We start from the raw sequence: 21897 nt of genomic DNA, 5'->3' as shown, positions 1-21897 counted from the left end.
AGAAAATTATGTTATTAAAAGTGCGGTAGATTTTTTAAGAAAAGTCGAGCATGTTAACTTGCCTCTCTGATGGAAAATTTTGTGGTATCGGCACGGAAGTACAGACCTCTCGGTTTCGAGGAGGTAGTGGGGCAGGAGCATATTACTACAACGTTGGAAAATGCCATCAATTCTAATCACCTCGGACAAGCACTTTTGTTCTGTGGACCTAGAGGAGTAGGAAAAACCACATGTGCTAGAATACTTGCTAAAACCATTAATGAATTTGAGAGCGAATCAGGGGATAGCACGAATAACTTCAATATCTTCGAATTGGATGCTGCGTCCAATAACTCAGTAGAAGACATTCGAAACCTGATCGATCAGGTAAGATATCCACCACAGCAAGGAAAGTATAAGGTCTACATCATTGATGAGGTTCACATGCTTTCGACTCAGGCATTCAACGCTTTTTTGAAGACTCTTGAGGAACCACCTGATTATGCCATCTTTATTCTGGCAACAACAGAAAAACATAAAGTAATTCCAACTATCCTATCTAGGTGTCAGATTTATGATTTCAATCGTATTGAGGTTAGCGATATTGTAAAACAGCTAGAAAAGATCGCTACTAGCGAAAAAGTAGATGCAGAGAACGAGGCACTTCACCTCATCGCGCAAAAGGCAGATGGTGCATTAAGAGATGCACTTTCTATTTTTGATTTGATCACCACATTTTCTTCCGACGGTAAGATTACCTATCAGGATACGATTAAGAATCTGCATATTCTTGACTATGATTACTACTTCAAACTTGTAGATGATCTATTGGCTCAGAATATGTCAGGGGCTCTGATATTGTTCGATGAGATTCTCAGGAATGGGTTTGATGGCAATAATTTCCTCAATGGGTTTCAACAGCACCTGAGGAACCTATTGATTTCTAAAGATGGGAAGACCATTACATTATTAGAAGTCACCGATAACCTCAAAGAAAAATATGGAGAACAAGCTGCGAAGTGCAGTCCTTCCTTTTTGCTGTCAGCTTTGAATATCTCCAATCAGTTTGAGTTAAGTTTCAAGCAAAGTAAGAATCAACGATTACATGTTGAGCTATGCTTAATGAAGCTTGCTCACTTAACCAGCGCGCTTTCGCTTAGCTCCACTGAAACTGGGGCAAAAAAAAAAGACCTGACGACAGCATAGAAAAAGAGACTAGCGACGAAGGTTCAAATCCACCAATAGAGGAACCAGAGAATTCAGTAAAGCCGACAGATAATACTCCAATAATAGAAGAGTCAAAAAAGGAAATAATTCCTGTTCAGGATGATGCTCCGCCTCCACCAACAGAGGAACCACAGCCTTCAATAAATGAAGTTAATGATCCACCACCAGAGCCTGTAAAGCCTAAGACCAGTCCTGTTCTTAAACCTTCAACCTCTGATAAACCGAAGGAGACACCAAGTATTTTTGGGAAGAAAAAACAGAAAGAAGCAGCGGAGGACTCTTCTGCAGCTATTGAAAAGAAAGAGACCGAATTCTCGGAAACAGATTTACAAGAAGCATGGAAGGCGTTCGCTGATCAAAAAACGAACGCTGGAGACACAGATAGATTGGTGTTGAGCAAGTCTGTGAAGAAAGGAGATGACCACAGTGTAATCATTATGTTAGGAAGCCAATTGGAAGTGAGCTTCCTAGAGAAGTTTGATACAGAATTGGTTCAATTCTTACGGACAGATCTACAAAATGATCATGTAGTTATCCGAACAGAGATTGCTGAAATTGAAGATGAAAAGAAACTCTACACCAGCACAGATATCTTCGATTACATGGTGAAACAGAATCCTGATCTGAAAGATCTCAAAGATCGATTAGGATTAGATTTTGATTATTAAAGCCTCATATATTCATTCATATGATTTATCGCTTAAGACATTTTGAAAACAATATGCAGATTGTTTCATCTCTCGGATGGATATTTATCATCATTGGTGTAGTTGTTCTTTTTGTAGGGCCTATACCGGGAGCTATTTTTTTTATCACTATTGGTTCATTCCTGGTTTGGTTTCAGTTGAGAGGAAAAAGAATTACGGTCGATACAGGAAACAAACTGGTCAAATCTGGAAAAGACATCATTCAATTAGTAGAGCCATCCATAGTTTTCATGAATGAGGTGCGAGTTTCTCAGACGGTAAATTCGAGAGGAAGCTCTACCAATGTGAAAATGTATTTCTACAAAGCATATATTCAAGATGGAGATAACCGGGCATTGATATCCTGCAATAGAAACGACCAGCGAGATATGGAGGCGATTAAAAAAATCGCTGAAGATCTAAATGTGCCTTTTCAGCAGAATTATGATTAGATGTTAAATTTTTAATTATTCTAAATTCTAAATTCTAAATTCTAAATTCTTACTCTCCATAAACCTTCAAATCTCGTCCTACATCTAAATCAAATGTGGTCATCTCATTGAGATCCATAACTTCATCAACAGTCATGTCGTATTTTCTTGAAATAGCATAAAGTGTTTCACCCGGCTGTACGGTGTGCTTGATAATATTTTTTCCTTCAGAGGCTTCTTCAATAGGCGCTTTGACTTGAATGTTTTGATTAACCTTGATGGCATCAGGGTTTGGAAGCTCATTCCATCTCAATAAATCATCGAGTTTTACTTCATAGAGTTGGGAGATACTCCAAAGAGATTCTCCAGGTGCAACTGTATGAATTTTAACTTTTCTTAGACGCTCTTCTTTGGTATCAACGACAGGAACTTCAATGCTCGGTACTTCCTCTTCAATGACTTCTTCATCTAGTGGTTCTTCAACAGACTCTTTCGTTAGTATAGCGTCTTCAACTTCTTTGGTAGATGCTGTTGGTTTTGTCAATGGTTTTGTGAGAGCCAATGTTTTGATTTCATGATAGGCTACTGGCTCGCTTGATGGGCGAGTTTTATCCATCCAAAGAACTCTTCCAGGTTTTAACTCATCGATAACGCTCATTCTATTTCTACTGGCAAGCTTCGAGACTTTGATTCCATATTGTTGCGAAATTCCCCATAGAGATTCTTTAGATTTTGCTACATGAAATCCAACTTTTGCCTTTCCTTTTTTCTTTTTGACATAATAGAATTCATTGGAAATGACAGAATCATCCAATCCCATATCGTTGTACTTTCTAAACTGTTTCTCAGAAATACCTGCTCTGGCAGATATGCTGTGTACATCATCATATGCTCTGGCTAAAATGGATGGGATTCCATTCAAAGGAATAATGGTTGATTTATTTGCTTCTGTGATCCCTGGCTTTAGCTCAGTAGGATAAATTTTGGTTTGTGGTTCTGAAATCTTGTTGGTCTTAGTTGACTTTTCAACTACCAGGTTTTTAGGAGGAGTGCCTTTTTTAGGTATCATGATGGAGTAAGCCCGATCGGTTGGGACAGACCCTCGCATCAACCATTTGTTATATTTTTTTAATTCTTCTACATCTATCTTTTCTTGCCGAGCTATTTGTTCCAGTGTTTTACCTCCTACATTGGTAATCTCATCCAACCAGATTCCTTCGGAGTGAGGTCTACCTACTGTTGGTGAAAATGCCACGACATAAGCAATAAACTTCTTTAGGTACCAATAAGTGTTGGTCGTGATATTCAATTTCGTTTTTCCATAATTTGATTTATCCGTATGTTTTTTTGCTCCTCCAGCACCAGCTTGATAGGCTATTACGGCATATGCCCAATTGTCAAAGTAGAAATTATTGGTTTTAAAGTATTTAGCAGACCCTCGCGATGCGGAAACTATATTTAGTCGTTCATCTACTTTTCGATCGACAGTTAGTCCAACTTCGCGACCAGTAAAATCTTTAAACTGCCAAAAACCTACAGCATTAGCCGAGGAGACAGCATCAGATATCAGTGCACTTTCCTGTATTGCTAAGAATTTGATTTCATCAGGAATGCCTGCTTTTTTATGTTCCCGTTCAATGTAGGGGAAGTATAGGTTCATTCGATCTACTAGAATGCCATAGTACGTTTCACTTTTTGTCAAGCGATCTACATCTTTCTGTATTTGTTTTCTGGCCGATTCATTGATGCTTAGATGAACATCCCCAATCATCATCTTGCTAGGAACAGTTTGCGCGAAGCTGTTTGAGAGGATAATTGCAAAAAATAACCAACTCAAAACTCGAAACTTTAAACTCGAAACTCTCAACTTCATAATTTTCTTAATATCATCAACCCATCACGGATGGGAAATAAAACGTTCTGTATTCTAGAATCAGTATGCATCTTATGATTGAAATCTCTGATGGCCTCCGTGTCCTTATCGCTTTTTGTTTCGTCAAATACTTTGCCACTCCAAAGCACATTATCCGCAATAATGAATCCTCCAACATTTACTTGATCAATTATCAAGTCAAAGTAGTTGGTGTAATTTTCTTTGTCAGCATCAATGAAGACAAGATCCCATTTCTTATCTAAGGAAGGAATTACCTCTAAAGCATTTCCTAAGATCATTTCTAGCTGATTTGCGTAGTTAGATTTAGAAAAATATTCTTTTGTACGAATGGAGAGTTCTGCATTATTATCAATAGTGACAAGTTTCCCATCAGACTGCATACCTTCAGCCATAGATAATGCAGCATAGCCAGTATATGTACCAATCTCCAGGATGTTTTTTGGTTTGATCATATGAGATAACATTGATAAGACACGCCCTTGAAGATGGCCGGAGAGCATGCGCGGCTTCAATACATGGAGGTGAGTTTCCCTATTGATTTGTTGAAGCAAATCGGATTCAGGCTCGGAGTGATCTTCTACGTATTGCTGGAGATCTTCAGTCAGAAATTCCATGTATGTAAAGATATGATTTACTTTTTGGAAAGCCTTGATTTAAGACGCTCTAAGAAAGTTAGATCTTCTTCATCTCGTGCTTTTTTACGATCCTTTATAGCTGATTTCTTAAGAATAATTAGATCATCAAGGTCAACAACATTAATATCTACATTATCTACTTTCCTAACAACACGTCTTTGAAAAGCATATTCAAAATCAAAACTCCCAACAGATTTTAAGATTTCTATCCTCAATGGAGGATCTCCAATTCCAATCATTTTCTGAACTAAAAACATTTCCTTTTGAATTGCTTCTTTTGGAATGCCATATTCTTCACAGACGTTGAGCATTTTTCCTGCATTCAATTCATTTGCATTGATGAAAATGTCTAAATCGTTCGTACCCCTTATGTGTCCGTAAGCTCCCATAGCATACCCACCAATCAAGAGATACTCAACGTTGTGATTGTTTAATGCGACAATAAAATCCTTGTAGTGTGAAGGGAATTGATTATTCGAGCTCATCTATAAAGTAGATTTTTCTAGAATTTGAAGGTTTTCTAATATCGACTCCCATTATAGCACATTGTGCCGCAATTGATGCAAAGTATAACTTCAGGTTTTGTTCCATTGTATTACTCAAAGCTTGATCCAGCTCAAGCTCCATTAAATCCTCTTGTTCATCTATGTAGTCTATAGTTCGAGTATTCATAATGGATAATAAAGATAGAAATTATTCTGGCAGATAAGTCAATGCGCTCATCTCTTCTGTAGGTAAATAGCGCTTGGCCAAGTCCTGAATACCTGATGAAGTAATGCCATCGATCTTATCAAATACACTATTGATATCCGGCACCTTATTGAGGTCTAACTGGCTTTTGGCCATCATCAGCATGATCGCATTTTTGTTTTCTTCGGAGAGCGCCATTTGACCTTTTATCTGATTTTTTGCCTTGTGCAGCTGCATATTACCCAATGGTTTGTGCTTGAGCGTCTCTATTTCTTTTAAGATTATTCGTTGACTTTTCTTCAGGTTTTTAGGATCTGTAGCGAAGTAAATAGCAAATTGACCGATCTCTAAGTATGGTGCATAGCTGGCATCCACCCCATAAACTAGTCCATGTTTTTCTCTTAAACTCAAGTTCAAACGAGAACTCATACTTGGCCCTCCCAGTAGGTTTACAAGGAAAAAGAAAGGAATGCGATTTTCATCCTTAATACTTAGCGATGGCATACCCATAGCAATATGAGCTTGAGAAATAGACTTTTTGAGTTCTTTCCTTGATGGCTCATAACCAGAAAACCAATTTCGTTTTGGTGTATGATTTTTATGAGGAATTTCTTTTAAATACTTGGTTGCTAACCGCTGAATCTTTTTTGCTGAATAATTACCCACACTGGATAGGATAATTTTCTCCGTATTGAGATTGCGATTTAGGAAACTTCTAAAATCTCCTTGCTGGAAAGATCGGACTGTTTGTTCAGTTCCAAGAATATTTCTACCGAGTGAATGGTTGGGAAATAATTGTTCATCAAATTCATCCTGAATGGAATCTTCAGGAGTATCACGATACATGCTCATCTCTTCAAGGATAACAGTTCGTTCCTTTTCAATCTGTTTTTCTGGAAAGGTAGAATTGAACGTAATATCACAAAGAAGCTCTACGGCCTTATCTAAATGAATGTCTAGTAATGAGGCGTAGAAACAAATTTTTTCCTTGGTGGTATATGCGTTCAACTCACCTCCAAGTGACTCTAACCGATTGATAATATGATATGAGCTTCTTTTTGTAGTGCCCTTGAATACCATATGCTCAAGAAAGTGAGCAAGACCTTGCTCTTCTGGGGATTCATCTCTACTGCCGATATCCAACATGATACCTACGTGGGCGATCTTCGTGTGATTTACTTCTTTGTGGATGATTCGGATGCCATTAGGCAATTCTATCAGCTCGTATTCCTTCTTGCTCATTAGAGTGCAAAGGTAGGTAGAGTTTCAAGCATTGAGTTATTCCTTTCCTGGCAATTTTTTCATGGCCTTTTCTACACCAGACCAAATCATGTCACGGTCATAGATAGGATTAGTTTCTAGGTATCTGATAGCATTGGACCTCCAGATGAGTTCTGATTGTTCACGATCTATTACATCGATCACTAAGCTACCTTTTAAAAACTTTTGATACTCAGGGTGCATGCGGTCAAGCCAGCCAATTTCAGGTATAAAGCCATCATCATATGAGTCATCTATTTCCATAGAGTCTTCCTTTAAAATCATGAAAAAGTTAACCATTAAATCAGAGGAATCATCTTCTTGTCGATAACCTTTTTGATGCATATTGTAGGCGACTGCATTTGCGATTTCATCAATCACCTTTTGACTGTATAAGTGATCAGGCCCTTGATAAGTGATTTCACATCCCTTAAGCCAACACCACGTTTCAAAAGAATCAAAAGATTGATCTGGTTTTTGATACGTTTTTACGGTAACGGCACACGCTGAGGTTAAAAAAGTGAGTATAATGATGATGCCCTTTTTCATATGCTGTTTTGATTTTTTCAGCAAGATCAAAAGGAGATGGGTCGAAATGACTGATCTCAGTTAGGATAGGACATGAATTATATCAAAGTGATGATTAAACTTTCAAAGACTTTATCGCATGGATGAGGCTTTTACAAGCTTTTGTTGCATCTGGAATAAAACACGTCATTAAAACGATAAATATTACAGGATTCAACTCTTTATTGGAATAACCTAAAGAAAAAATATAGGAGGCAGTACCAGCAATGAAGATCAATCTTAAAAAAGGATATAGTAATCGTTGATTCATGATTATCAAAACTATTAAATTCTAGCTAATTTTTTTTTTAGATAGTCTCTCTCTTTCTCGTTCTTGGTTAAAGCAATAGCTTTTTGTAATGCCAATTTTGATTGATCATTATCTCCAAACTTTTGAAGCATCTCACTTTTAATGGCGTAGAAGAGATAATACTCATCAAAGAATTGGGTGTCTTCCAGCCGTTCAATTTCCTTAACTCCCAATAGGGAACCATGTACTTTTTCAAGCGCAACAACCCGATTAAGTTCAACAATGGGACTTGGAGAAAGTTGAAGTTGAAGATCATATAACGCCAGTATGTTTCCCCAATCGGTATCTTGAAAAGTTTCCGCCTGACAATGTGTAGCACTAATGGCTGCTTGAATAAGGTACTCATTGATAGCACCTTCTTCAGATGCTTGATCTAAATATTCGAGTCCTCGTTGAATAAGCTCTTGATCCCATTTCAATCGATCTTGATTTTCAAGGGTGATCACATGGCCATCTTCATCTGTACGAGCTGCAAATCTTGAAGCATGAAAATACATGAGTGCAATCAGCGAATTAGCCGCCGGCGTATTACAGATTTCACTTTCTAGGAGCACAACATTCAATCGAATAGCATCATCACAAAGATCCGTACGGATCAATTGATTTCCTTCGGCAGATTTGTAACCTTCATTAAAAAGTAGATAGATGATTTTAAGCACCATATCCAATCTTTTCTCAATTTCGTTAGCAGGAGGGAGAAGTAACTTGATTTCGTCTTTCTTAAATTTCTTTTTTGCTCGGGTATATGCCTTAGCAACCGTCTCTTCTTTTTTAAGAAGAGAGCTAGATATTTCACGAATAGACAAGCCGCCCAAAATCTTTAGGGTAAGGATGATTTGATATTCCTGACTTAACGAAGGATGACAGCAAGCAAACATCATTCGAACCATATCATCGTTAATGGATTCCAAGGATAAATCTTCATTCATTTCTTCTACACGTTCCGGGACTTCTTGATTATTTGTCTTTTGATCTCTTCGTAGCTGATCAATCATTTTATTTCTGGCTACTCGTAAGATCCATCCGGTTGGATTATCAGGTGTTTGCGAGTAGGGCCAGGTTTGCATGGCTTTGATCAGCGCTTCTTGCACACTATCCTCTGCCAGTTCCAAATTGGATGCACCAAACTTGCTGGTGAGGTAAGAAACAGCCTTGCCATATTCCGTTCGAAAAAAGTGATCTACAAGGTGAGAGGTTTGCATGATTTTAAAACGTCATTGAGAACGTAGTGAAGCAATCTCATTTTTAAGATTACTTCACTTTGTTCGTGAGAATGTATGATCAAAAATCAGTAATAATCTCTCGTACTTCAGTAGTACCGCCAAATTCAAAAATTGGGCAATCTTTGGAGAGCTCTACTGCATGATCCAAATCTTTGGCATCCAGGTGAACATAACCACCTACCATTTCCTTTCCTTCCATGAATGGGCCATCGGTGACAATTTTTCCACCTGGACCAACCACTTTACCTTCCTGCTGAAGTGGATAACCTTCGGCCTTTACTTTAGCCATCCATTCGCCCCATCTTTGCATGTGAGCTTGCATTTGTTCAGGTGATTGATCAGTATAACCTCCTTCGCCACCGCGGAATACATATAAATACTTTTTCATTTTTCTTGTAGAGTTTTAGTTAAGTTAAATATTTCTCTAAAGACGAGTGATAAGATGAAGAATGGACAATTCAGAATTATTAATTTTTGTAGTTTGACAATGATATGATTGAATTCGAAATTGCTGATGTCAGATTTTCAGAGGAACTAGTACAATTCTGGAGAGAAAGTTTTTTGGCTGCTTACGTAGATATCCATACCAAAGAAAATATAGAGGCTTACTTTGATGAGAGTTATACGTTAGAAGAGGCAAACAATGTATTGTCCAGTGAGATTCATTTTTGTCTAAAGGCCTTGAGAGATCAAGAAACAGTTGGAGTTGCTATAGTTGCGCATCAAAAATGCCCTTTGCTAGAAAATCTAATTGCTTCGGAACTAAAACAGTTGTATTTGCTTCCTTCGGAATATGGTTCCGGACTAGCTTATCAAATGATGGAAGAAGTATTTAGAAGAATCAAAGGAGAGGAGAAGGAGTATGTTTGGTTGAACGTATCAAAAAAGAATCCTCGTGCTCAGAAGTTCTATCAAAAAATAGACTTTGAAATGGTAGGAGGCGGAGATGATATTCATGTTGGGAGTGAGGTGTTGCCTTCTCAGATAATGATCAGAAGAATCTAATCACATTTATCACCAATGTTGAAGCATGATTTACTATTCATTCTTCTTTGATAGTGTGGTGACAATCCTTCTGGCTTGATCAGTAACCTCTTTCGGATAGCCATTGGTCTCTAGTATTCTTATAGCATTGGTATTTTGGAGCTTCCCTTCATTTAGTTTGTAATCAAATTTGATTGAGGCATTATTTACCTGTTCAGTGAAATGATAGTTAGTGTAAAATTCTGTTAAGAAATCAGCGAGTTCTAGGTCATGCGTGGAAGCGCATACAATGTTGTTTTTGCTATGAAGATAGGAGAGGACGGCAACACCAGCTCCAATACGTTCAATTGAATTAGTGCCTTTGTAAAGTTCATCGATTAGGAATAGATTCATTTCTTTCGAAGTACTTTCTTCAATCATCTCCTGTATGACTTTAACTTCTTTTTGATAGAAGCTTTCATCATTTAACAAATTATCAGAAATCCTGATAGCAGAGAATATTTTAGCTTTTGGAAAAGTCCACTCAGCAGCAAAAACTGTGTTAATCGTTTGGCCAAGCAAGGCATTGACACCTAAAGTGCGGATGAAAGTAGTTTTACCAGACATGTTAGATCCTGAGATTAAAATACATTTGTCAAATGTGATGTCAATTGAATTGGCAACAGGATTATCGATTAACGGATGAAAGCATTGTGTTGCTTTTAGGATTCTTTCACCTGTAGTTTTTGGAATCGTATGATCCGATGTAATCCTCAATGCTTCTATTGAGATGCACGCATCAATAAAGCCAATGGATTCAAAAAGTAACTCAATTTCATTTTTTCTTTTTTCAATTTCTTGCGTTATGTGATAGAGCATGATAGGCTCAATCAGGAAAGATGCTTTTAGTATCTCAACTATTGAGTCAGCTAAGATGGATAATTCGTTTTGTGAAGATGAGTTATCTCTGAGTAATGAAGACTTTCTGGTTAGCCTCTTTAATGCTCTTTGAGCACTTAAAAAACTTTTTCCTTTACCAGATCCACTATCAAAATAGGATAGTTGACTGCATGCTTTATCGAAGTGATAAAGTTGTGAAATTGCATTTGAGTGCTCTAGCAGCTTTGCTTTATTCCAATAATGAATAACGAAGTTTGTGACAAGGCAGCAGAGTAATACAAGAATAATTTGGGGATAAAAAAAAGAACTTAAAATAGCACTGATGGTGACGAAAAAGAGAAAGTAAACAAGCAAGAACCATCGAGGTTTTTTTAATGTTTCTTTAGAAAATAAACTTATCAAAAAGTAGCTACCCCTGGTATTCAATTTTCTAAGTGAATCAATGAGTTTGGAAGTGTTCTCTTTTTCTTGATTGAGTTTGGAAATAGTCTGTTCTATTTTTTCGATTCTATCGGATGATGAAATGGAACGGAGTAAATAGTATAGATACTGCTGACCTAGGCGTGAGTGAGTTCGATCCAAGTACATAAATACTTCATTCATGTCTAAATCGGCCCATGTATGGTCATTGATGTTTTGGAAACTAGGAGCATTGTACTTCCATCGATAGAATGATTCTATGCGATCAAAATCAAAATATTCTTCTTTCTGACTTTGATGAATACCTATACTTTTCTCCTTCTTTTTCCCGAAAATCATTGATCCTAAATTACTACTCCCATACCACTTCTAAACTCCCACCTTCCCAAATCACCGTACTAGATTCAGCACTTTCTCTCTGCTTGATTTTGATCTTAGTTTTATCTGTTCGTAAAATTTCTTTCTTAAGTACTTTCCAGTCTATCTTATGATAAACAGTGATGTAGATCGAAGATTTTGGTAACTCTAAAGTGAAATTCTTTTTAGCAGTTCTTTCATGATCAGATGGAATTTTAGCGTTTTCCAATTTTTCAAGAGTTATTTCTGTATTAGGCACGCCATATCCAATATGATTATTAGGCGTCATGAGATTTCCAGATTGAATGATCAACTCTTTTAACTTTTCTCTCGTCAAGGAAGGGTCTTTTTCTAGAAGACATGCAGCTAGTCCAGTAATGATCGGGGCAGAAAATGATGTTCCTAATGATGAGTAACATGAAATTTCTGGTTTCACATAATCTAGCCATTCAGGACCTTTAGAACTGTATTTCATTCCATCCCAAACTTTGAATTTGGTAGCTCCTACCGTGAGCGCACGCTTAGCATCACCAGGAGAGCTAACAATTTGCCATCGATGATTACCATCATTTCCAGCAGCGACCACAAAAAGTATATTGTATTCCTCAGCTATTCGATCAACTGCTTTTGTTAAGATGGTGCTCATGCCATCCATTTGTTCACGTTGATAGTTTTCTCTCTTATCATTGAATCCGAAATTATAACCCAAAGAAATGTTGATGATACGCACTCCTTCTTTTGCCATCCACTCCATCGCTTCGATAGCAAACTCTTCTTCCCTTCTTCGCTCATAACCGCCATGGTCAGTTCGGGCTAAATAATAGGTAGCTCCAGTCGCTAGTCCGTATTGTACCTGTTTTTGTTTGTTAAAACCACCGATTAATTCCCACACCTCTGTACCATGGATGTCATCAAGATGCGCACTTCCTGAAAAAGGGTCAGCTTCTGAATCAAGATAATCTTTGTATCCTCCAATATTCTTGTTTTCAAAAAAATGACTAAGTGATTGACTCTTATCTGCTCGTAAAAATCCTCCATCGATAATCCCTATTTTAACTCCTTTTCCAGTTAGCCCCTCATCGATGATAGCACGTGCATTGATTTGCTCGAGCGCAAAGCCTAATTGCTGTCCAAATACTGGAGCAGTCAGAAAAAGAAATGCTAATTTTAGCCATCTCATAAGAGGAGATTTATTTAATCCCAACGAATATAAACCATGCGCTACGATCAAATAGACAATAAACTTTTTATTCAGAATCGTGAAAAGCTGGCTAAGCGCATGAAGCCTCGTTCGGTAGCGATTGTACATGCGAATGATATTATGCCTACCAATGCAGACGGAACGATGAAGTTCGTTCAAAATGCAAACCTGTTGTACCTGACTGGAGTAGATCAGGAAGAATCAATTGTGATTATTGCTCCAGATTTTCCTGATGAAAGAATGAGGGAGATGTTGTTTGTGAGAGAAACAAATGATGAAATAGCCGTCTGGGAGGGGCATAAACTGACCAAGGATGAAGGAACTCAAACATCAGGAATTAAGAATGTAAAATGGGTTGATGAATTTGAAAAAGCCTTTTACACAATCTTGGCAGAGTGTGATCATATTTATTTAGATAGCAATGAGCATATCAGGAATGCAAGTGAAGTAGAGACTCGAAATGCAAGATTTATCGAAGAGTGTAAGTCTAAGTACCCATTGTATGGGTACGAAAGACTGTCACCAATTCTTACTGATCTGAGGTGCATAAAGTCTCAAGTAGAAATAGATATCATGCAGCATGCATGTGACCTCACAGAAAAGGGCTTTCGTAGAGTATTAGACTTTGTGAAACCGGGTGTGATGGAATACGAAGTGGAAGCTGAATACCTTCATGAGTTTGTACGAAATAGGTCGAAGGGATTTGCTTACACTCCAATTATAGGTGGGGGAGGAAATTCGTGTGTTCTGCATTACATAGAGAATAATCAGCAACTGAATAATGGAGATGTTTTGCTGATGGATGTGGGAGCTGAATATGGCAACTATAATGCAGATATGACCCGCACAATTCCTATCAATGGAAAATTTACTGAGCGCCAACGAAAAGTATACGATGCAGTCCTCCGTGTGAAAAATGCAGCGACAGATTTGTTAAAGCCGGGAAATCGAATTCCTGAATACCATGCTGAGGTGGGTAAGTTGATGGAAAAAGAACTTTTAGATCTTGGGTTAATAGATCAAACAGATATTAAGAACGAAAATCCAGACTGGCCAGCATACAAAAAATACTTCATGCATGGAACGTCGCACCATATAGGATTAGATGTACATGATATAGCATCCATTTATAAGAAGTTTGAGGTTGGAATGGCCTTTACAGTAGAGCCGGGTATTTATATCCCAGAAGAAAAAATCGGTATTCGCTTAGAAGATGATGTCATTATTACGGAAGGCGGACATATTAATTTGATGAAGAATATACCGATTGAAGCAGAAGAAATTGAAGAACTAATGAATAGCTAGTATGTCGAGCGAAAAATTTGATTCAGAGAAAGCACCAGAACCTGTTGGACTATATCCTCATGCACGAAAAGTAGGTGATCTGCTTTTTCTTTCGGGTGTGGGACCTAGAGAGCGAGGAACGAAGAAAATACCTGGAGTAGAGCTGGATGAGAAGGGAGAGATCGTGAGTTACGATATAGCCGAACAGTGTCATTCAGTCTTTAAAAATGTGCGGTTGATATTGGAGGCATCTGGAGCCACATGGGAGGACTTGGTAGATGTAACCGTATTTCTGACCAATATGAAAGATGACTTCAAAATCTACAATGCGATCTATGCTGAATATTTCAAGGATAATCAGCCGTGCAGAACAACAGTAGAGATTAGCTCGCTACCTACACCAATTGCTATTGAGCTTAAATGCATAGCTGCGATCAAATAATTAATCAATGGAAGAAAATGAACTTAAACTAACGGGTAAGGATAAAGATAATTTTTTAGAGACAGCAAAGTGGGGCAAGTTTCTTGCAATCGTTGGATTTATTCTTAGTGGGTTAATGATTGTTGCTGGTCTATCTATGATGACTGGATCATTTGCCGATATTCCTGTCCAATTTGGAGCGTTTGGTTTTATTTATATCCTCTTATCGTTGCTATACGTTTTCCCCTCGTTATATCTTTTCCGTTTTAGTACTCAGATAAAGCAAGGTATTAATGAAAAGAATCAAGAGTTATGCTCGGAAGCTTATAATAACTTAAGAAGATTATTTCTCTTCATGGGAGTGATGACAATCGTTGTTTTGTCATTCTATGCTCTGGCTCTTTTATTCGCTTTGATGGGAGGTTTTATGGGCGGAATGTTTTAGTCAATGATTAATTTTTGTTCTATCCATTTGAAACCATCTTCCAGGTGTTTGACATAAGCGCACCCTTGATAGTGTCCTAACGATTCTATAGTGACAAACATTAGATTGGGATCTTTAATTTGATTCTTCTCCATAATAGATTTGGAGCGACTATAGCTGAACAACTCATCTTTGACACCATGGATGACATAAGTGGGAACCCCATATTGCCCAACATACCGATAATATCCAGCCATTGCGATAGCTCCATCAATCAAGTTTGAATACTTGGATGCAAAATGAACAGCACCCGTACCTCCATCACTATAACCAGCTACGATAACCTGGCCCACAGGCCAATATTCTTTAATTAATTCTAAAAGTTTTACCAGTTGTTTTTCTTTGGGATTCTCCCACCAGGCCTGATGTTGCGATAGCGGAGCAATTACAAGATATTTAGAGGTATCTATGGCTGGTAGCATCAAACAGTTCATGAATTCTTGATATCGATTTGCGGAGACTCCCCAATGAAGGGCTAATATCATCAGTACGTTTTGTTTATTGATTTGCTCGGGTACTGAGACCATTACAGGCCAATCACTTCCAGATGTCATAGTCAAATTCAACTCTCGGATGCCCGTCTTTAAATCAAGTTTTTGGATAGAATTTTTGGTGGGATATGCAATACTTTGCTGCCCATAACCTATCAGATTGATAAAGGGTATAAATAAAAGTAGTTGGAGTAATCTCAATGTCATGGCTACATAAAAAAGAATAACTGTTACTCCCTTATACGATAGAGATTCAAAATCACTATTTTTGAGGTAGAATATCATTATGAATAAATCATTGGAATACAATACTCAGCGTGCTCATCTGAAATTGAGAGAATACGGGAGAAACGTGCAAAACCTTGTCGCTCACTTAAAAACGGTCAAGGACAAAGAAGAACAGAGTAAAAAAGCAGCAACACTTGTTGAGCTTATGAAGATGATCAACCCTGACTTAGGGAATGATCCTGAGAGTGATCAGAAAGTTTGGGATGACCTACATATCATTTCAAATTTCGAATTAGACATAGACGCTCCATTTACTAAACCAGATGCTTCTGTCTTAAATAAAAAACCTGAACGATTAAGGTATTATTCGAACGAGATCAAGTTTCGTCATTATGGACGTAGTGTTGAGCTTTTAATCGATCAGGCTATCGCTATGGAGGATCCTAAAGAAAAAGAAGGTGCTATAGTCGCCATTGGACGATTGATGAAAGGATTTTTCCAAACATGGAATAAAGAAAGTATTGAAGATGAACAGGTTCTTAAAAATATCAAGAAGCTTTCAAATGATCAGTTAACCATAGATATCGAAATTGTTAAGGAGTTAGGTCTTTTTGATTCAGAGAAGAAATTCACGAACAGAAGAAATAACAACAATAACAAAGGCCGTCGAAATAACAATCAAGGTGGCAAAGGTGGTCAGCGTCGAAATAGCCCTCATAGCTCTAACAATAATAAGGGCGGGAACAATAGAAGAAGATATTAATTTGTTTTTTTGATTTGAGGATGGTTTAGATAGTTTAGTCCTCTAATAGAATATCTGGTAAATCATCAAATCTCCAAATCAATCATGGCATCTTTTCGGGTAGAGGGCGGACACCAACTTTTAGGTGAAATCATTCCGCAAGGGGCTAAAAACGAAGCGCTCCAAATTATTTCTGCTGTTTTATTGACAGACCAAGAGGTTGTCATCAATAAAATCCCTCAGATACGTGATGTATTAAAACTAATAGATCTTCTAGCAGATCTTGGAGTGGATATCACAGAGAATGGAAGTGAATCCTATACGTTCAAAGCGGCTAATGTCAATCTTGATTTTCTAAATACAGATGACTTCAAAGAAAAAGCATCTTCACTCCGCGGATCTATCATGATCCTGGGGCCACTTTTGGGTCGTTTTGGTACAGGTAAAATGCCAAAACCTGGAGGAGATAAGATTGGACGAAGAAGATTAGACACGCATTTTGTAGGCTTTCAAAGTCTTGGAGCTAAATTCAACTACGACGCTAAAACGTCCTTTTATACAGTAGATGGTACTAACCTGAAAGGGGCTTACATGCTTCTGGATGAGGCTTCCGTGACCGGAACGGCTAACATAATCATGGCAGCTGTAATGGCAGGCGGACTTACAACCATTTACAATGCGGCATGCGAGCCTTATATCCAACAGCTATGTAAGATGCTCATTCGGATGGGCGCAACTATCGAAGGTGTTGGTTCAAACTTACTTCGTATTGAAGGAGTGAAATCATTGAATGGAACTGAACACACGTTGCTTCCAGATATGATTGAGGTAGGAAGTTTTATTGGTATGGCAGCCATGACTGGCTCAGATATCACCATTAAAGACGTTCAAATCAAAGAACTGGGAATCATTCCGGATACTTTCAAACGATTGGGTATCAAAATGAATTTCGTCGGTGACGATATTCATATTCCAGCGCAGGATCACTATGAAATTGAATCATATATTGATGGTTCTATTCTCACAATAGCAGATGCGATATGGCCTGGTCTAACACCGGATCTATTAAGTGTGATTTTAGTTACTGCAACTCAGGCAAGAGGAACGGCTCTTATTCATCAAAAAATGTTTGAAAGTAGATTGTTTTTCGTTGATAAACTGATAGATATGGGAGCTCAGATTATCTTGTGCGATCCTCATAGAGCCACAGTCATTGGGTTGGATAAGGCTTATTCTCTAAGAGGTATAACGATGACATCTCCGGACATACGTGCTGGAGTCTCTCTCTTAATTGCTGCTATGTCAGCTGAAGGGGTAAGCACTATTCATAATATTGATCAGATCGATCGAGGTTACCAATTTATTGATGATCGTTTGAATAGCATGGGAGCAAAGATTGAGCGGTTATCTTAATTATCAGAAGATAGAAAATTGGTCTGACTGAAAGGTGAGGAGCTCGTGCTGTTGACCTGGATCTTATACCTTAAACTCGCTCTACAGTCATTGGCAATGATGTTATAATACATATGCCTATGTCCGTACTTTCCAGGATAAAAGGTAATCATGTTTTCATCAGTCTCAATGATGTCAATAAATCCCTGATTATAGAAGTCTCTTATGACTAAACGGTAAGTACCCGAGTATTTATGATCGGGATTTACCCATTTGACGGTCATCGAGGCTGTGTCGCTATTGATTTTCACCAACCCTTTTTCATATAATTCAATTCTATCCACTTCGTAATGACGATTACTGCCAGGTACTGCCAGTGTTTTATACCTGAATTTACAGGAAATTAGACCGTCTCTTTTCAATTTCTTCGTGAGTTCTAGATGCGTGTCATACCACTCGTTCAAGCGTTTAGCTTCTCTACCAACGTCATATTTTCCGGGAGCAAGCTTAAGATGCATTGCGGATTCAACGTCTAGTGTGAGATATCCTTTCTCTCCTATACTAATTGAATCAAGGGTAGAAAGGGGTTGCCCTTTTTTTACTTTACTACCATCAATTTTTTTTACTTTTTTCGAATCTAGGACTTCATATTCTTGACTGAGTGATAGCTGAGGAATAAACAGGAAGATGAGGAGTATTAAATGGTTGACTTTCATATCGGATTAGGCTTATTAATTTGAACGATGAAACCTTTTTTTAGGTATAAGCTAATAATAGGTTTTTCCCTGTTCTGCTATTCCATAACCCTCCTTCATCAAATCAATTTGTGTCTTTTTATCAAAAAGTAAGGGGTTCGTATGATTAAAATGAATGAATTGAATTTTTCGTTTAAGAGCTCTGGATTCTTTATCAAAAAGAGCCATACTCTCAACCACAAAAGGGTGAGGCACTTTATCCATAGCTCTATTAGGTAGCTCACCTTCTTGGTAGAAAGTTGCATCTAAAAAAGCATAATCAATTTCCCTTTGATCCAGAAGTTCTACAATACTCCTGTCCCATTTGCGCCATTTATCAATATCGGGGATAAACAGATAGCTCTTTAGTCGTTTACTGATTTTAAAACCAGCGGTTTCTGAGAATTCATCTCTATGCGGTACAGTGAAGGCTTCCACGGTAAGATCCTCACCAATTACCACGGGTAAATCTGTAGGAAGTATGACTGGTGATATGTTTTCTAAGTCAATAAGCTGACTCCAGGGACCATTAGTTTTCAAGAAATCAATCATCCTGGGGAGTGCATAGACCTTTACTTTGTTAGCTCCTAAAGCTTCTCTGCCAAGCGACATGAGTCCTGTGTAATGTCCAATATGAGCGTGTGTAATGAATATTCCTTCTGGTAGGTATGGATACTCTTTGTGTGTCAATGTTTGAAAATATTGAAGCTGCTTATCCATATCGGGCGTAGCTTCAAACAACCACCATTGCTTTGTCTTGGGGTCGACCAGTGCTAATGATGTCACATATTTTGCGAAATCAGGATTCCTATGAGCTCTTTGACATTCGTTTTGACAGCCTATATGTGGGAATCCCCCATCCTGAGCAGTACCAAGCACTATGATGTGTTGACCGAATATGCTTTGAACTATTAAGAGTAAAAGAGTAATGATGAAGAATCTCATAAGTTAAATCTAACCTATTCTTTCTGAGGGATTGGTTTGAAAGATTATGGGTTTAACATTTCGTTAAGCATTATTAGGATTCTATTAACAGCAACACTGATTTGAATAATGGTTCTTTGAATAAAAAAAACATGCGTAACTTAATCTTCTTAATTCTTCTTTCTAGCGCTTTTTTTGGGGTTAGTCAACCTTTGAACAGGTCATTTGAAAATCCGGATGGATCACTTAAACTTCTTGGACAAATCACTCTAGAAAGATTAACAGAGGAGCCTTTTGGTGAATGGTATGAGGAAAATTATAAAGATCATCAAGTAGATATAAATATTTTATCTACTATAGAATTACCTGATTCTATCACTGTTTTCATGGGCACTTGGTGCGGAGATAGTAGGAGAGAAGTTCCTAGGTTCATAAAAATCCTGGAATCTCAGAATTATGACATGCATAAGTTGAAAATAATTTGTCTTAACACAGGATTTCAAAACTACAAACAAGCACCAGAGCGTGAAGAAAGAGGGGTAGACATTCATCGAGTTCCAACATTTGTATTTCATGAGAGAGAAGGATTGGAGATTGGACGAATTGTGGAAGAACCTGTGATTTCACTTGAGCAAGATATTCTTAAGGTCTTAAAAGGAGATGACTATCAGACTGCTTACCCAACAGCCAATAAACTGATTAAGTACTTTAATGAGTCTTCTCTGAAGGAACTCAGAAAGAAAAAATCACAGTTAATCAATGAATTTAGTGAAGGAGAGAATGTTTACGAGCTAAACACTTATGGTTACGTTCTTTGGACCTCTTTTCAAATCCCTAAGGCCCAATTTGTGTTTGAATTAAATACGAAACTATTTCCACAAGAAACCATAACTCATCAAACGTTGGCGAGATTTATGAATTCATTGGGTAAGGAGAAAGAGGCACTTGCTTGTGTCAAGAAAGGCCTTCAGATAGAACCTGAAAATGAAAACTTGATCAACTTGAGAGAAAGAATCAAGGATAAAGGTTAATTGATAAAAGCTGGATAGAGTTGGGGTCTATCCAGCTTTTAGGATTTATCTTCTTTGTAGGGAGACAGACTCATTAATCCAACAGCCAACAGTAATAGATTGACCTTCTTCCATTCCCTCGTTAAAAATTTCTTCTATTGATGGAAACTGTTCCTTTGAAGCCTGCATTTGAGATTTATTACCGGACTTTTCATACATCTTGTAAGCGGCAAGGAAAACACCTCTATCCATTACTATACTCTTATCACCTCTGCAGTCGTCAAAACTTGTGAAATATAAGTTGCCAATAAGATTGTATGCCTCGGAGCTACCAGGCTTAGTACTCAGCGCTTCATACGCTAGTGTTCGCGATCTAGACTTGTTGCCAAGTTTGCTGTTAGCTACTGCTTGCCCGATCAAAGCGTCATACTTTTCCTCACCAGAGGAAGCAAGCGTTGATGCTTCTTCATAATATTGAAGCGCCTTTCTAGGCTCGCCATTATTGTTGTATCTGCTCCCCATCGTGTAAGCCAGCTTAAAGCTTGGATTTTCTTTGTAAACAGCTTCACTTGCTTCCAGCCAATAAGGCTGATCAATACACTTAGCTTGAAGGGAATAGTTAAATATTTTTTTAGCTGTGCTTAGATCAGCTGGATTGGATTTAAATTTTGGGACTAGCTGTTTTTCAATGAAGTCACATGTAAGGATGCCTGGAATAGAGCTTAACCAAGCATCAGTTTTGGACTGTTCTTTATCAAGTTTTGCTGCATTTTCTCCGTTTCTCCGTTTTTCTTCAATGATGTCAGAGATCTGTGTATGAATATCTAGTACCTTCTCTGCGGGCATTTTATCAGGAGTAGACTGATGATAATTTTTGGCCAATAGCATGTATGGATTTAAGTTGAAAGTGGAGATTTCGGGTCCATTCATTTCATATGCTTTTGCATATAAATCAGCTAATAAAGAGTATTTTGAAGGCGTTCGGTAGTAAAGTTTAAAAGCAGCAAAAGCTTTTCGATCCATTATTGACGCGTCATTATCAAAGTATTCAATTCGTTGATCATACATCCACAGTAACGAATCTTGAAGGCGTTCTTTTCTATTTGAATCATCGGAGCTTTTAATGATGTTTTCTATACAATCAATACCTTCAATGTAAATAGACTGATTTAAGTCTGGATTATTTGTATAAAGCCAGTTCAGAGGCTTCATCGCTTCGTTGTATTTGCTTTGAGCAATTAGCAGCTTGTAATACGCTTGTCTTTCCATTGCCTGACTTTTCAAGTCAGGATCTTCAGGCCAATTCCAGCCGTCTTGAGCGATGGAAAACGTAGTTAGTAGCACAAAAAGTGCAGTAAAAAATGATTTCATCATGTCCTTTTGAGTTGTATTTCGAGTTGCCTTTTTTATCTGTAGTTTATCAATAGGCGAAAACAATGCCATT

At 37.8% G+C, this 21897-nt stretch carries 24 protein-coding genes; 10 read left to right on the top strand and 14 right to left on the bottom strand.

Translation table 11 applies throughout. The features are described from left to right. Positions 1 to 69 precede the first annotated feature (69 nt). From dnaX to ABJQ32_05620, 3 genes are all read left to right on the top strand, one after another. Positions 70 to 1185, top strand: coding sequence for a DNA polymerase III subunit gamma/tau (gene dnaX, locus ABJQ32_05630; GenBank protein MEP5289110.1), 1116 nt, complete (start codon positions 70 to 72; stop codon positions 1183 to 1185). 413 nt (positions 1186 to 1598) lie between these two features. Beyond that, positions 1599 to 1874 carry a hypothetical protein gene (locus tag ABJQ32_05625; protein MEP5289109.1) on the top strand — a complete coding sequence of 92 codons (276 nt, stop codon included), beginning with the start codon at positions 1599 to 1601 and terminating at the stop codon, positions 1872 to 1874. A gap of 20 nt (positions 1875 to 1894) precedes the next feature. Beyond that, positions 1895 to 2344 carry a hypothetical protein gene (locus tag ABJQ32_05620; protein ID MEP5289108.1) on the top strand — a complete coding sequence of 150 codons (450 nt, stop codon included), beginning with the start codon at positions 1895 to 1897 and terminating at the stop codon, positions 2342 to 2344. Between the two features lie 49 nt (positions 2345 to 2393). On the opposite strand, the gene ABJQ32_05615 is transcribed toward ABJQ32_05620, so the two are convergent. From ABJQ32_05615 to ABJQ32_05580, 8 genes are all read right to left on the bottom strand, one after another. Continuing rightward, positions 2394 to 4160, bottom strand: a complete 1767-nt coding sequence (locus tag ABJQ32_05615; GenBank protein ID MEP5289107.1) for a LysM peptidoglycan-binding domain-containing protein — start codon at positions 4158 to 4160, stop codon at positions 2394 to 2396. A 32-nt stretch (positions 4161 to 4192) separates the two neighbouring features. Continuing rightward, on the bottom strand, positions 4193 to 4831 hold the full coding sequence (locus ABJQ32_05610) for an O-methyltransferase (protein ID MEP5289106.1): 639 nt from the start codon (positions 4829 to 4831) through the stop codon (positions 4193 to 4195). 17 nt (positions 4832 to 4848) lie between these two features. Beyond that, positions 4849 to 5337, bottom strand: a complete 489-nt coding sequence (locus ABJQ32_05605) for a nucleotidyltransferase (protein MEP5289105.1) — start codon at positions 5335 to 5337, stop codon at positions 4849 to 4851. Further along, positions 5324 to 5524, bottom strand: a complete 201-nt coding sequence (locus ABJQ32_05600) for a hypothetical protein (GenBank protein MEP5289104.1) — start codon at positions 5522 to 5524, stop codon at positions 5324 to 5326. Before ABJQ32_05600 ends, ABJQ32_05605 begins: the two co-directional genes overlap by 14 nt. Positions 5525 to 5545: 21 nt before the next feature. Beyond that, a complete protein-coding gene (locus tag ABJQ32_05595) occupies positions 5546 to 6784 on the bottom strand; it encodes a pitrilysin family protein (GenBank protein MEP5289103.1) in 1239 nt (412 codons plus the stop codon). A 36-nt stretch (positions 6785 to 6820) separates the two neighbouring features. After that, complete coding sequence (locus ABJQ32_05590) at positions 6821 to 7351, bottom strand: DUF4136 domain-containing protein (protein ID MEP5289102.1); 531 nt, start codon at positions 7349 to 7351, stop codon at positions 6821 to 6823. Positions 7352 to 7654: 303 nt separating this feature from the next. Then, positions 7655 to 8881, bottom strand: a complete 1227-nt coding sequence (locus ABJQ32_05585) for a sigma-70 family RNA polymerase sigma factor (GenBank protein MEP5289101.1) — start codon at positions 8879 to 8881, stop codon at positions 7655 to 7657. A 79-nt stretch (positions 8882 to 8960) separates the two neighbouring features. Further along, the gene (locus ABJQ32_05580; protein MEP5289100.1) at positions 8961 to 9290 is read right to left on the bottom strand and encodes a YciI family protein; all 330 of its coding nucleotides are present in this window, start codon (positions 9288 to 9290) and stop codon (positions 8961 to 8963) included. 104 nt (positions 9291 to 9394) lie between these two features. On the opposite strand from ABJQ32_05580, the gene ABJQ32_05575 reads away from it, so the two are divergent. Beyond that, positions 9395 to 9907: a GNAT family N-acetyltransferase gene (locus tag ABJQ32_05575; GenBank protein MEP5289099.1), complete on the top strand. Its 513-nt coding sequence runs from the start codon at positions 9395 to 9397 to the stop codon at positions 9905 to 9907. 33 nt (positions 9908 to 9940) lie between these two features. Here the strand turns inward: ABJQ32_05575 and ABJQ32_05570 are convergent, their stop codons facing one another. Both ABJQ32_05570 and ABJQ32_05565 read right to left on the bottom strand, forming a co-directional pair. After that, a complete protein-coding gene (locus ABJQ32_05570) occupies positions 9941 to 11524 on the bottom strand; it encodes a hypothetical protein (protein MEP5289098.1) in 1584 nt (527 codons plus the stop codon). A gap of 13 nt (positions 11525 to 11537) precedes the next feature. After that, the gene (locus ABJQ32_05565; protein MEP5289097.1) at positions 11538 to 12722 is read right to left on the bottom strand and encodes a S8 family serine peptidase; all 1185 of its coding nucleotides are present in this window, start codon (positions 12720 to 12722) and stop codon (positions 11538 to 11540) included. Positions 12723 to 12758: 36 nt separating this feature from the next. On the opposite strand from ABJQ32_05565, the gene ABJQ32_05560 reads away from it, so the two are divergent. Genes ABJQ32_05560 through ABJQ32_05550 form a run of 3 tightly spaced genes read left to right on the top strand, consistent with a single transcriptional unit; the run spans position 12759 to position 14893 of the window. Beyond that, complete coding sequence (locus tag ABJQ32_05560) at positions 12759 to 14048, top strand: aminopeptidase P family protein (protein MEP5289096.1); 1290 nt, start codon at positions 12759 to 12761, stop codon at positions 14046 to 14048. A gap of 1 nt (position 14049) precedes the next feature. Then, on the top strand, positions 14050 to 14469 hold the full coding sequence (locus tag ABJQ32_05555) for a Rid family hydrolase (GenBank protein ID MEP5289095.1): 420 nt from the start codon (positions 14050 to 14052) through the stop codon (positions 14467 to 14469). 7 nt (positions 14470 to 14476) lie between these two features. Beyond that, entirely contained in the window at positions 14477 to 14893 is a 417-nt protein-coding gene (locus tag ABJQ32_05550) for a DUF5362 family protein (GenBank protein ID MEP5289094.1), read from the top strand. Here the strand turns inward: ABJQ32_05550 and ABJQ32_05545 are convergent. Then, positions 14890 to 15708, bottom strand: a complete 819-nt coding sequence (locus ABJQ32_05545) for an alpha/beta hydrolase (protein MEP5289093.1) — start codon at positions 15706 to 15708, stop codon at positions 14890 to 14892. The two genes, ABJQ32_05550 and ABJQ32_05545, sit on opposite strands and share 4 nt — an antisense overlap. 1 nt (position 15709) lies before the next feature. Here ABJQ32_05545 and ABJQ32_05540 point away from each other — a divergent pair, with 1 nt between their 5' ends. After that, on the top strand, positions 15710 to 16414 hold the full coding sequence (locus tag ABJQ32_05540; protein MEP5289092.1) for a DUF4290 domain-containing protein: 705 nt from the start codon (positions 15710 to 15712) through the stop codon (positions 16412 to 16414). An 84-nt stretch (positions 16415 to 16498) separates the two neighbouring features. Further along, on the top strand, positions 16499 to 17806 hold the full coding sequence (gene murA, locus ABJQ32_05535) for a UDP-N-acetylglucosamine 1-carboxyvinyltransferase (GenBank protein ID MEP5289091.1): 1308 nt from the start codon (positions 16499 to 16501) through the stop codon (positions 17804 to 17806). Here the strand turns inward: murA and ABJQ32_05530 are convergent. After that, positions 17803 to 18501 carry a hypothetical protein gene (locus ABJQ32_05530; GenBank protein ID MEP5289090.1) on the bottom strand — a complete coding sequence of 233 codons (699 nt, stop codon included), beginning with the start codon at positions 18499 to 18501 and terminating at the stop codon, positions 17803 to 17805. The two genes, murA and ABJQ32_05530, sit on opposite strands and share 4 nt — an antisense overlap. 51 nt (positions 18502 to 18552) lie before the next feature. After that, on the bottom strand, positions 18553 to 19464 hold the full coding sequence (locus ABJQ32_05525; GenBank protein MEP5289089.1) for an MBL fold metallo-hydrolase: 912 nt from the start codon (positions 19462 to 19464) through the stop codon (positions 18553 to 18555). Positions 19465 to 19595: 131 nt separating this feature from the next. Here ABJQ32_05525 and ABJQ32_05520 point away from each other — a divergent pair, with 131 nt between their 5' ends. After that, positions 19596 to 20474 carry a hypothetical protein gene (locus ABJQ32_05520; GenBank protein MEP5289088.1) on the top strand — a complete coding sequence of 293 codons (879 nt, stop codon included), beginning with the start codon at positions 19596 to 19598 and terminating at the stop codon, positions 20472 to 20474. A gap of 45 nt (positions 20475 to 20519) precedes the next feature. On the opposite strand, the gene ABJQ32_05515 is transcribed toward ABJQ32_05520, so the two are convergent. Beyond that, on the bottom strand, positions 20520 to 21827 hold the full coding sequence (locus tag ABJQ32_05515; protein ID MEP5289087.1) for a hypothetical protein: 1308 nt from the start codon (positions 21825 to 21827) through the stop codon (positions 20520 to 20522). Positions 21828 to 21897 lie beyond the last annotated feature (70 nt).

Source organism: Marinobacter alexandrii (assembly GCA_039984955.1).
Lineage (GTDB): Bacteria > Bacteroidota > Bacteroidia > Cytophagales > Cyclobacteriaceae > Ekhidna.
This window is presented reverse-complemented; position numbering and strand designations above follow the sequence as displayed.

What these genes read in the sequence shown, in the direction of transcription:
- ABJQ32_05620 (MEP5289108.1), top strand. Translation starts at nt 1,895, where the DNA reads ATGATTTATCGCTTAAGACATTTTGAAAACAATATGCAGATTGTTTCA.
- ABJQ32_05610 (MEP5289106.1), bottom strand. Translation starts at nt 4,831, where the DNA reads ATGGAATTTCTGACTGAAGATCTCCAGCAATACGTAGAAGATCACTCC.
- ABJQ32_05585 (MEP5289101.1), bottom strand. Translation starts at nt 8,881, where the DNA reads ATGCAAACCTCTCACCTTGTAGATCACTTTTTTCGAACGGAATATGGC.
- ABJQ32_05580 (MEP5289100.1), bottom strand. Translation starts at nt 9,290, where the DNA reads ATGAAAAAGTATTTATATGTATTCCGCGGTGGCGAAGGAGGTTATACT.
- ABJQ32_05545 (MEP5289093.1), bottom strand. Translation starts at nt 15,708, where the DNA reads ATGATATTCTACCTCAAAAATAGTGATTTTGAATCTCTATCGTATAAG.
- ABJQ32_05520 (MEP5289088.1), top strand. Translation starts at nt 19,596, where the DNA reads ATGCGTAACTTAATCTTCTTAATTCTTCTTTCTAGCGCTTTTTTTGGG.
- ABJQ32_05540 (MEP5289092.1), top strand. Translation starts at nt 15,710, where the DNA reads ATGAATAAATCATTGGAATACAATACTCAGCGTGCTCATCTGAAATTG.
- ABJQ32_05525 (MEP5289089.1), bottom strand. Translation starts at nt 19,464, where the DNA reads ATGAGATTCTTCATCATTACTCTTTTACTCTTAATAGTTCAAAGCATA.
- ABJQ32_05600 (MEP5289104.1), bottom strand. Translation starts at nt 5,524, where the DNA reads ATGAATACTCGAACTATAGACTACATAGATGAACAAGAGGATTTAATG.
- murA (MEP5289091.1), top strand. Translation starts at nt 16,499, where the DNA reads ATGGCATCTTTTCGGGTAGAGGGCGGACACCAACTTTTAGGTGAAATC.
- ABJQ32_05530 (MEP5289090.1), bottom strand. Translation starts at nt 18,501, where the DNA reads ATGAAAGTCAACCATTTAATACTCCTCATCTTCCTGTTTATTCCTCAG.
- ABJQ32_05590 (MEP5289102.1), bottom strand. Translation starts at nt 7,351, where the DNA reads ATGAAAAAGGGCATCATCATTATACTCACTTTTTTAACCTCAGCGTGT.
- ABJQ32_05605 (MEP5289105.1), bottom strand. Translation starts at nt 5,337, where the DNA reads ATGAGCTCGAATAATCAATTCCCTTCACACTACAAGGATTTTATTGTC.
- ABJQ32_05595 (MEP5289103.1), bottom strand. Translation starts at nt 6,784, where the DNA reads ATGAGCAAGAAGGAATACGAGCTGATAGAATTGCCTAATGGCATCCGA.
- ABJQ32_05565 (MEP5289097.1), bottom strand. Translation starts at nt 12,722, where the DNA reads ATGAGATGGCTAAAATTAGCATTTCTTTTTCTGACTGCTCCAGTATTT.
- ABJQ32_05575 (MEP5289099.1), top strand. Translation starts at nt 9,395, where the DNA reads ATGATTGAATTCGAAATTGCTGATGTCAGATTTTCAGAGGAACTAGTA.
- ABJQ32_05560 (MEP5289096.1), top strand. Translation starts at nt 12,759, where the DNA reads ATGCGCTACGATCAAATAGACAATAAACTTTTTATTCAGAATCGTGAA.
- ABJQ32_05515 (MEP5289087.1), bottom strand. Translation starts at nt 21,827, where the DNA reads ATGATGAAATCATTTTTTACTGCACTTTTTGTGCTACTAACTACGTTT.
- ABJQ32_05570 (MEP5289098.1), bottom strand. Translation starts at nt 11,524, where the DNA reads ATGATTTTCGGGAAAAAGAAGGAGAAAAGTATAGGTATTCATCAAAGT.
- ABJQ32_05550 (MEP5289094.1), top strand. Translation starts at nt 14,477, where the DNA reads ATGGAAGAAAATGAACTTAAACTAACGGGTAAGGATAAAGATAATTTT.
- ABJQ32_05555 (MEP5289095.1), top strand. Translation starts at nt 14,050, where the DNA reads ATGTCGAGCGAAAAATTTGATTCAGAGAAAGCACCAGAACCTGTTGGA.
- dnaX (MEP5289110.1), top strand. Translation starts at nt 70, where the DNA reads ATGGAAAATTTTGTGGTATCGGCACGGAAGTACAGACCTCTCGGTTTC.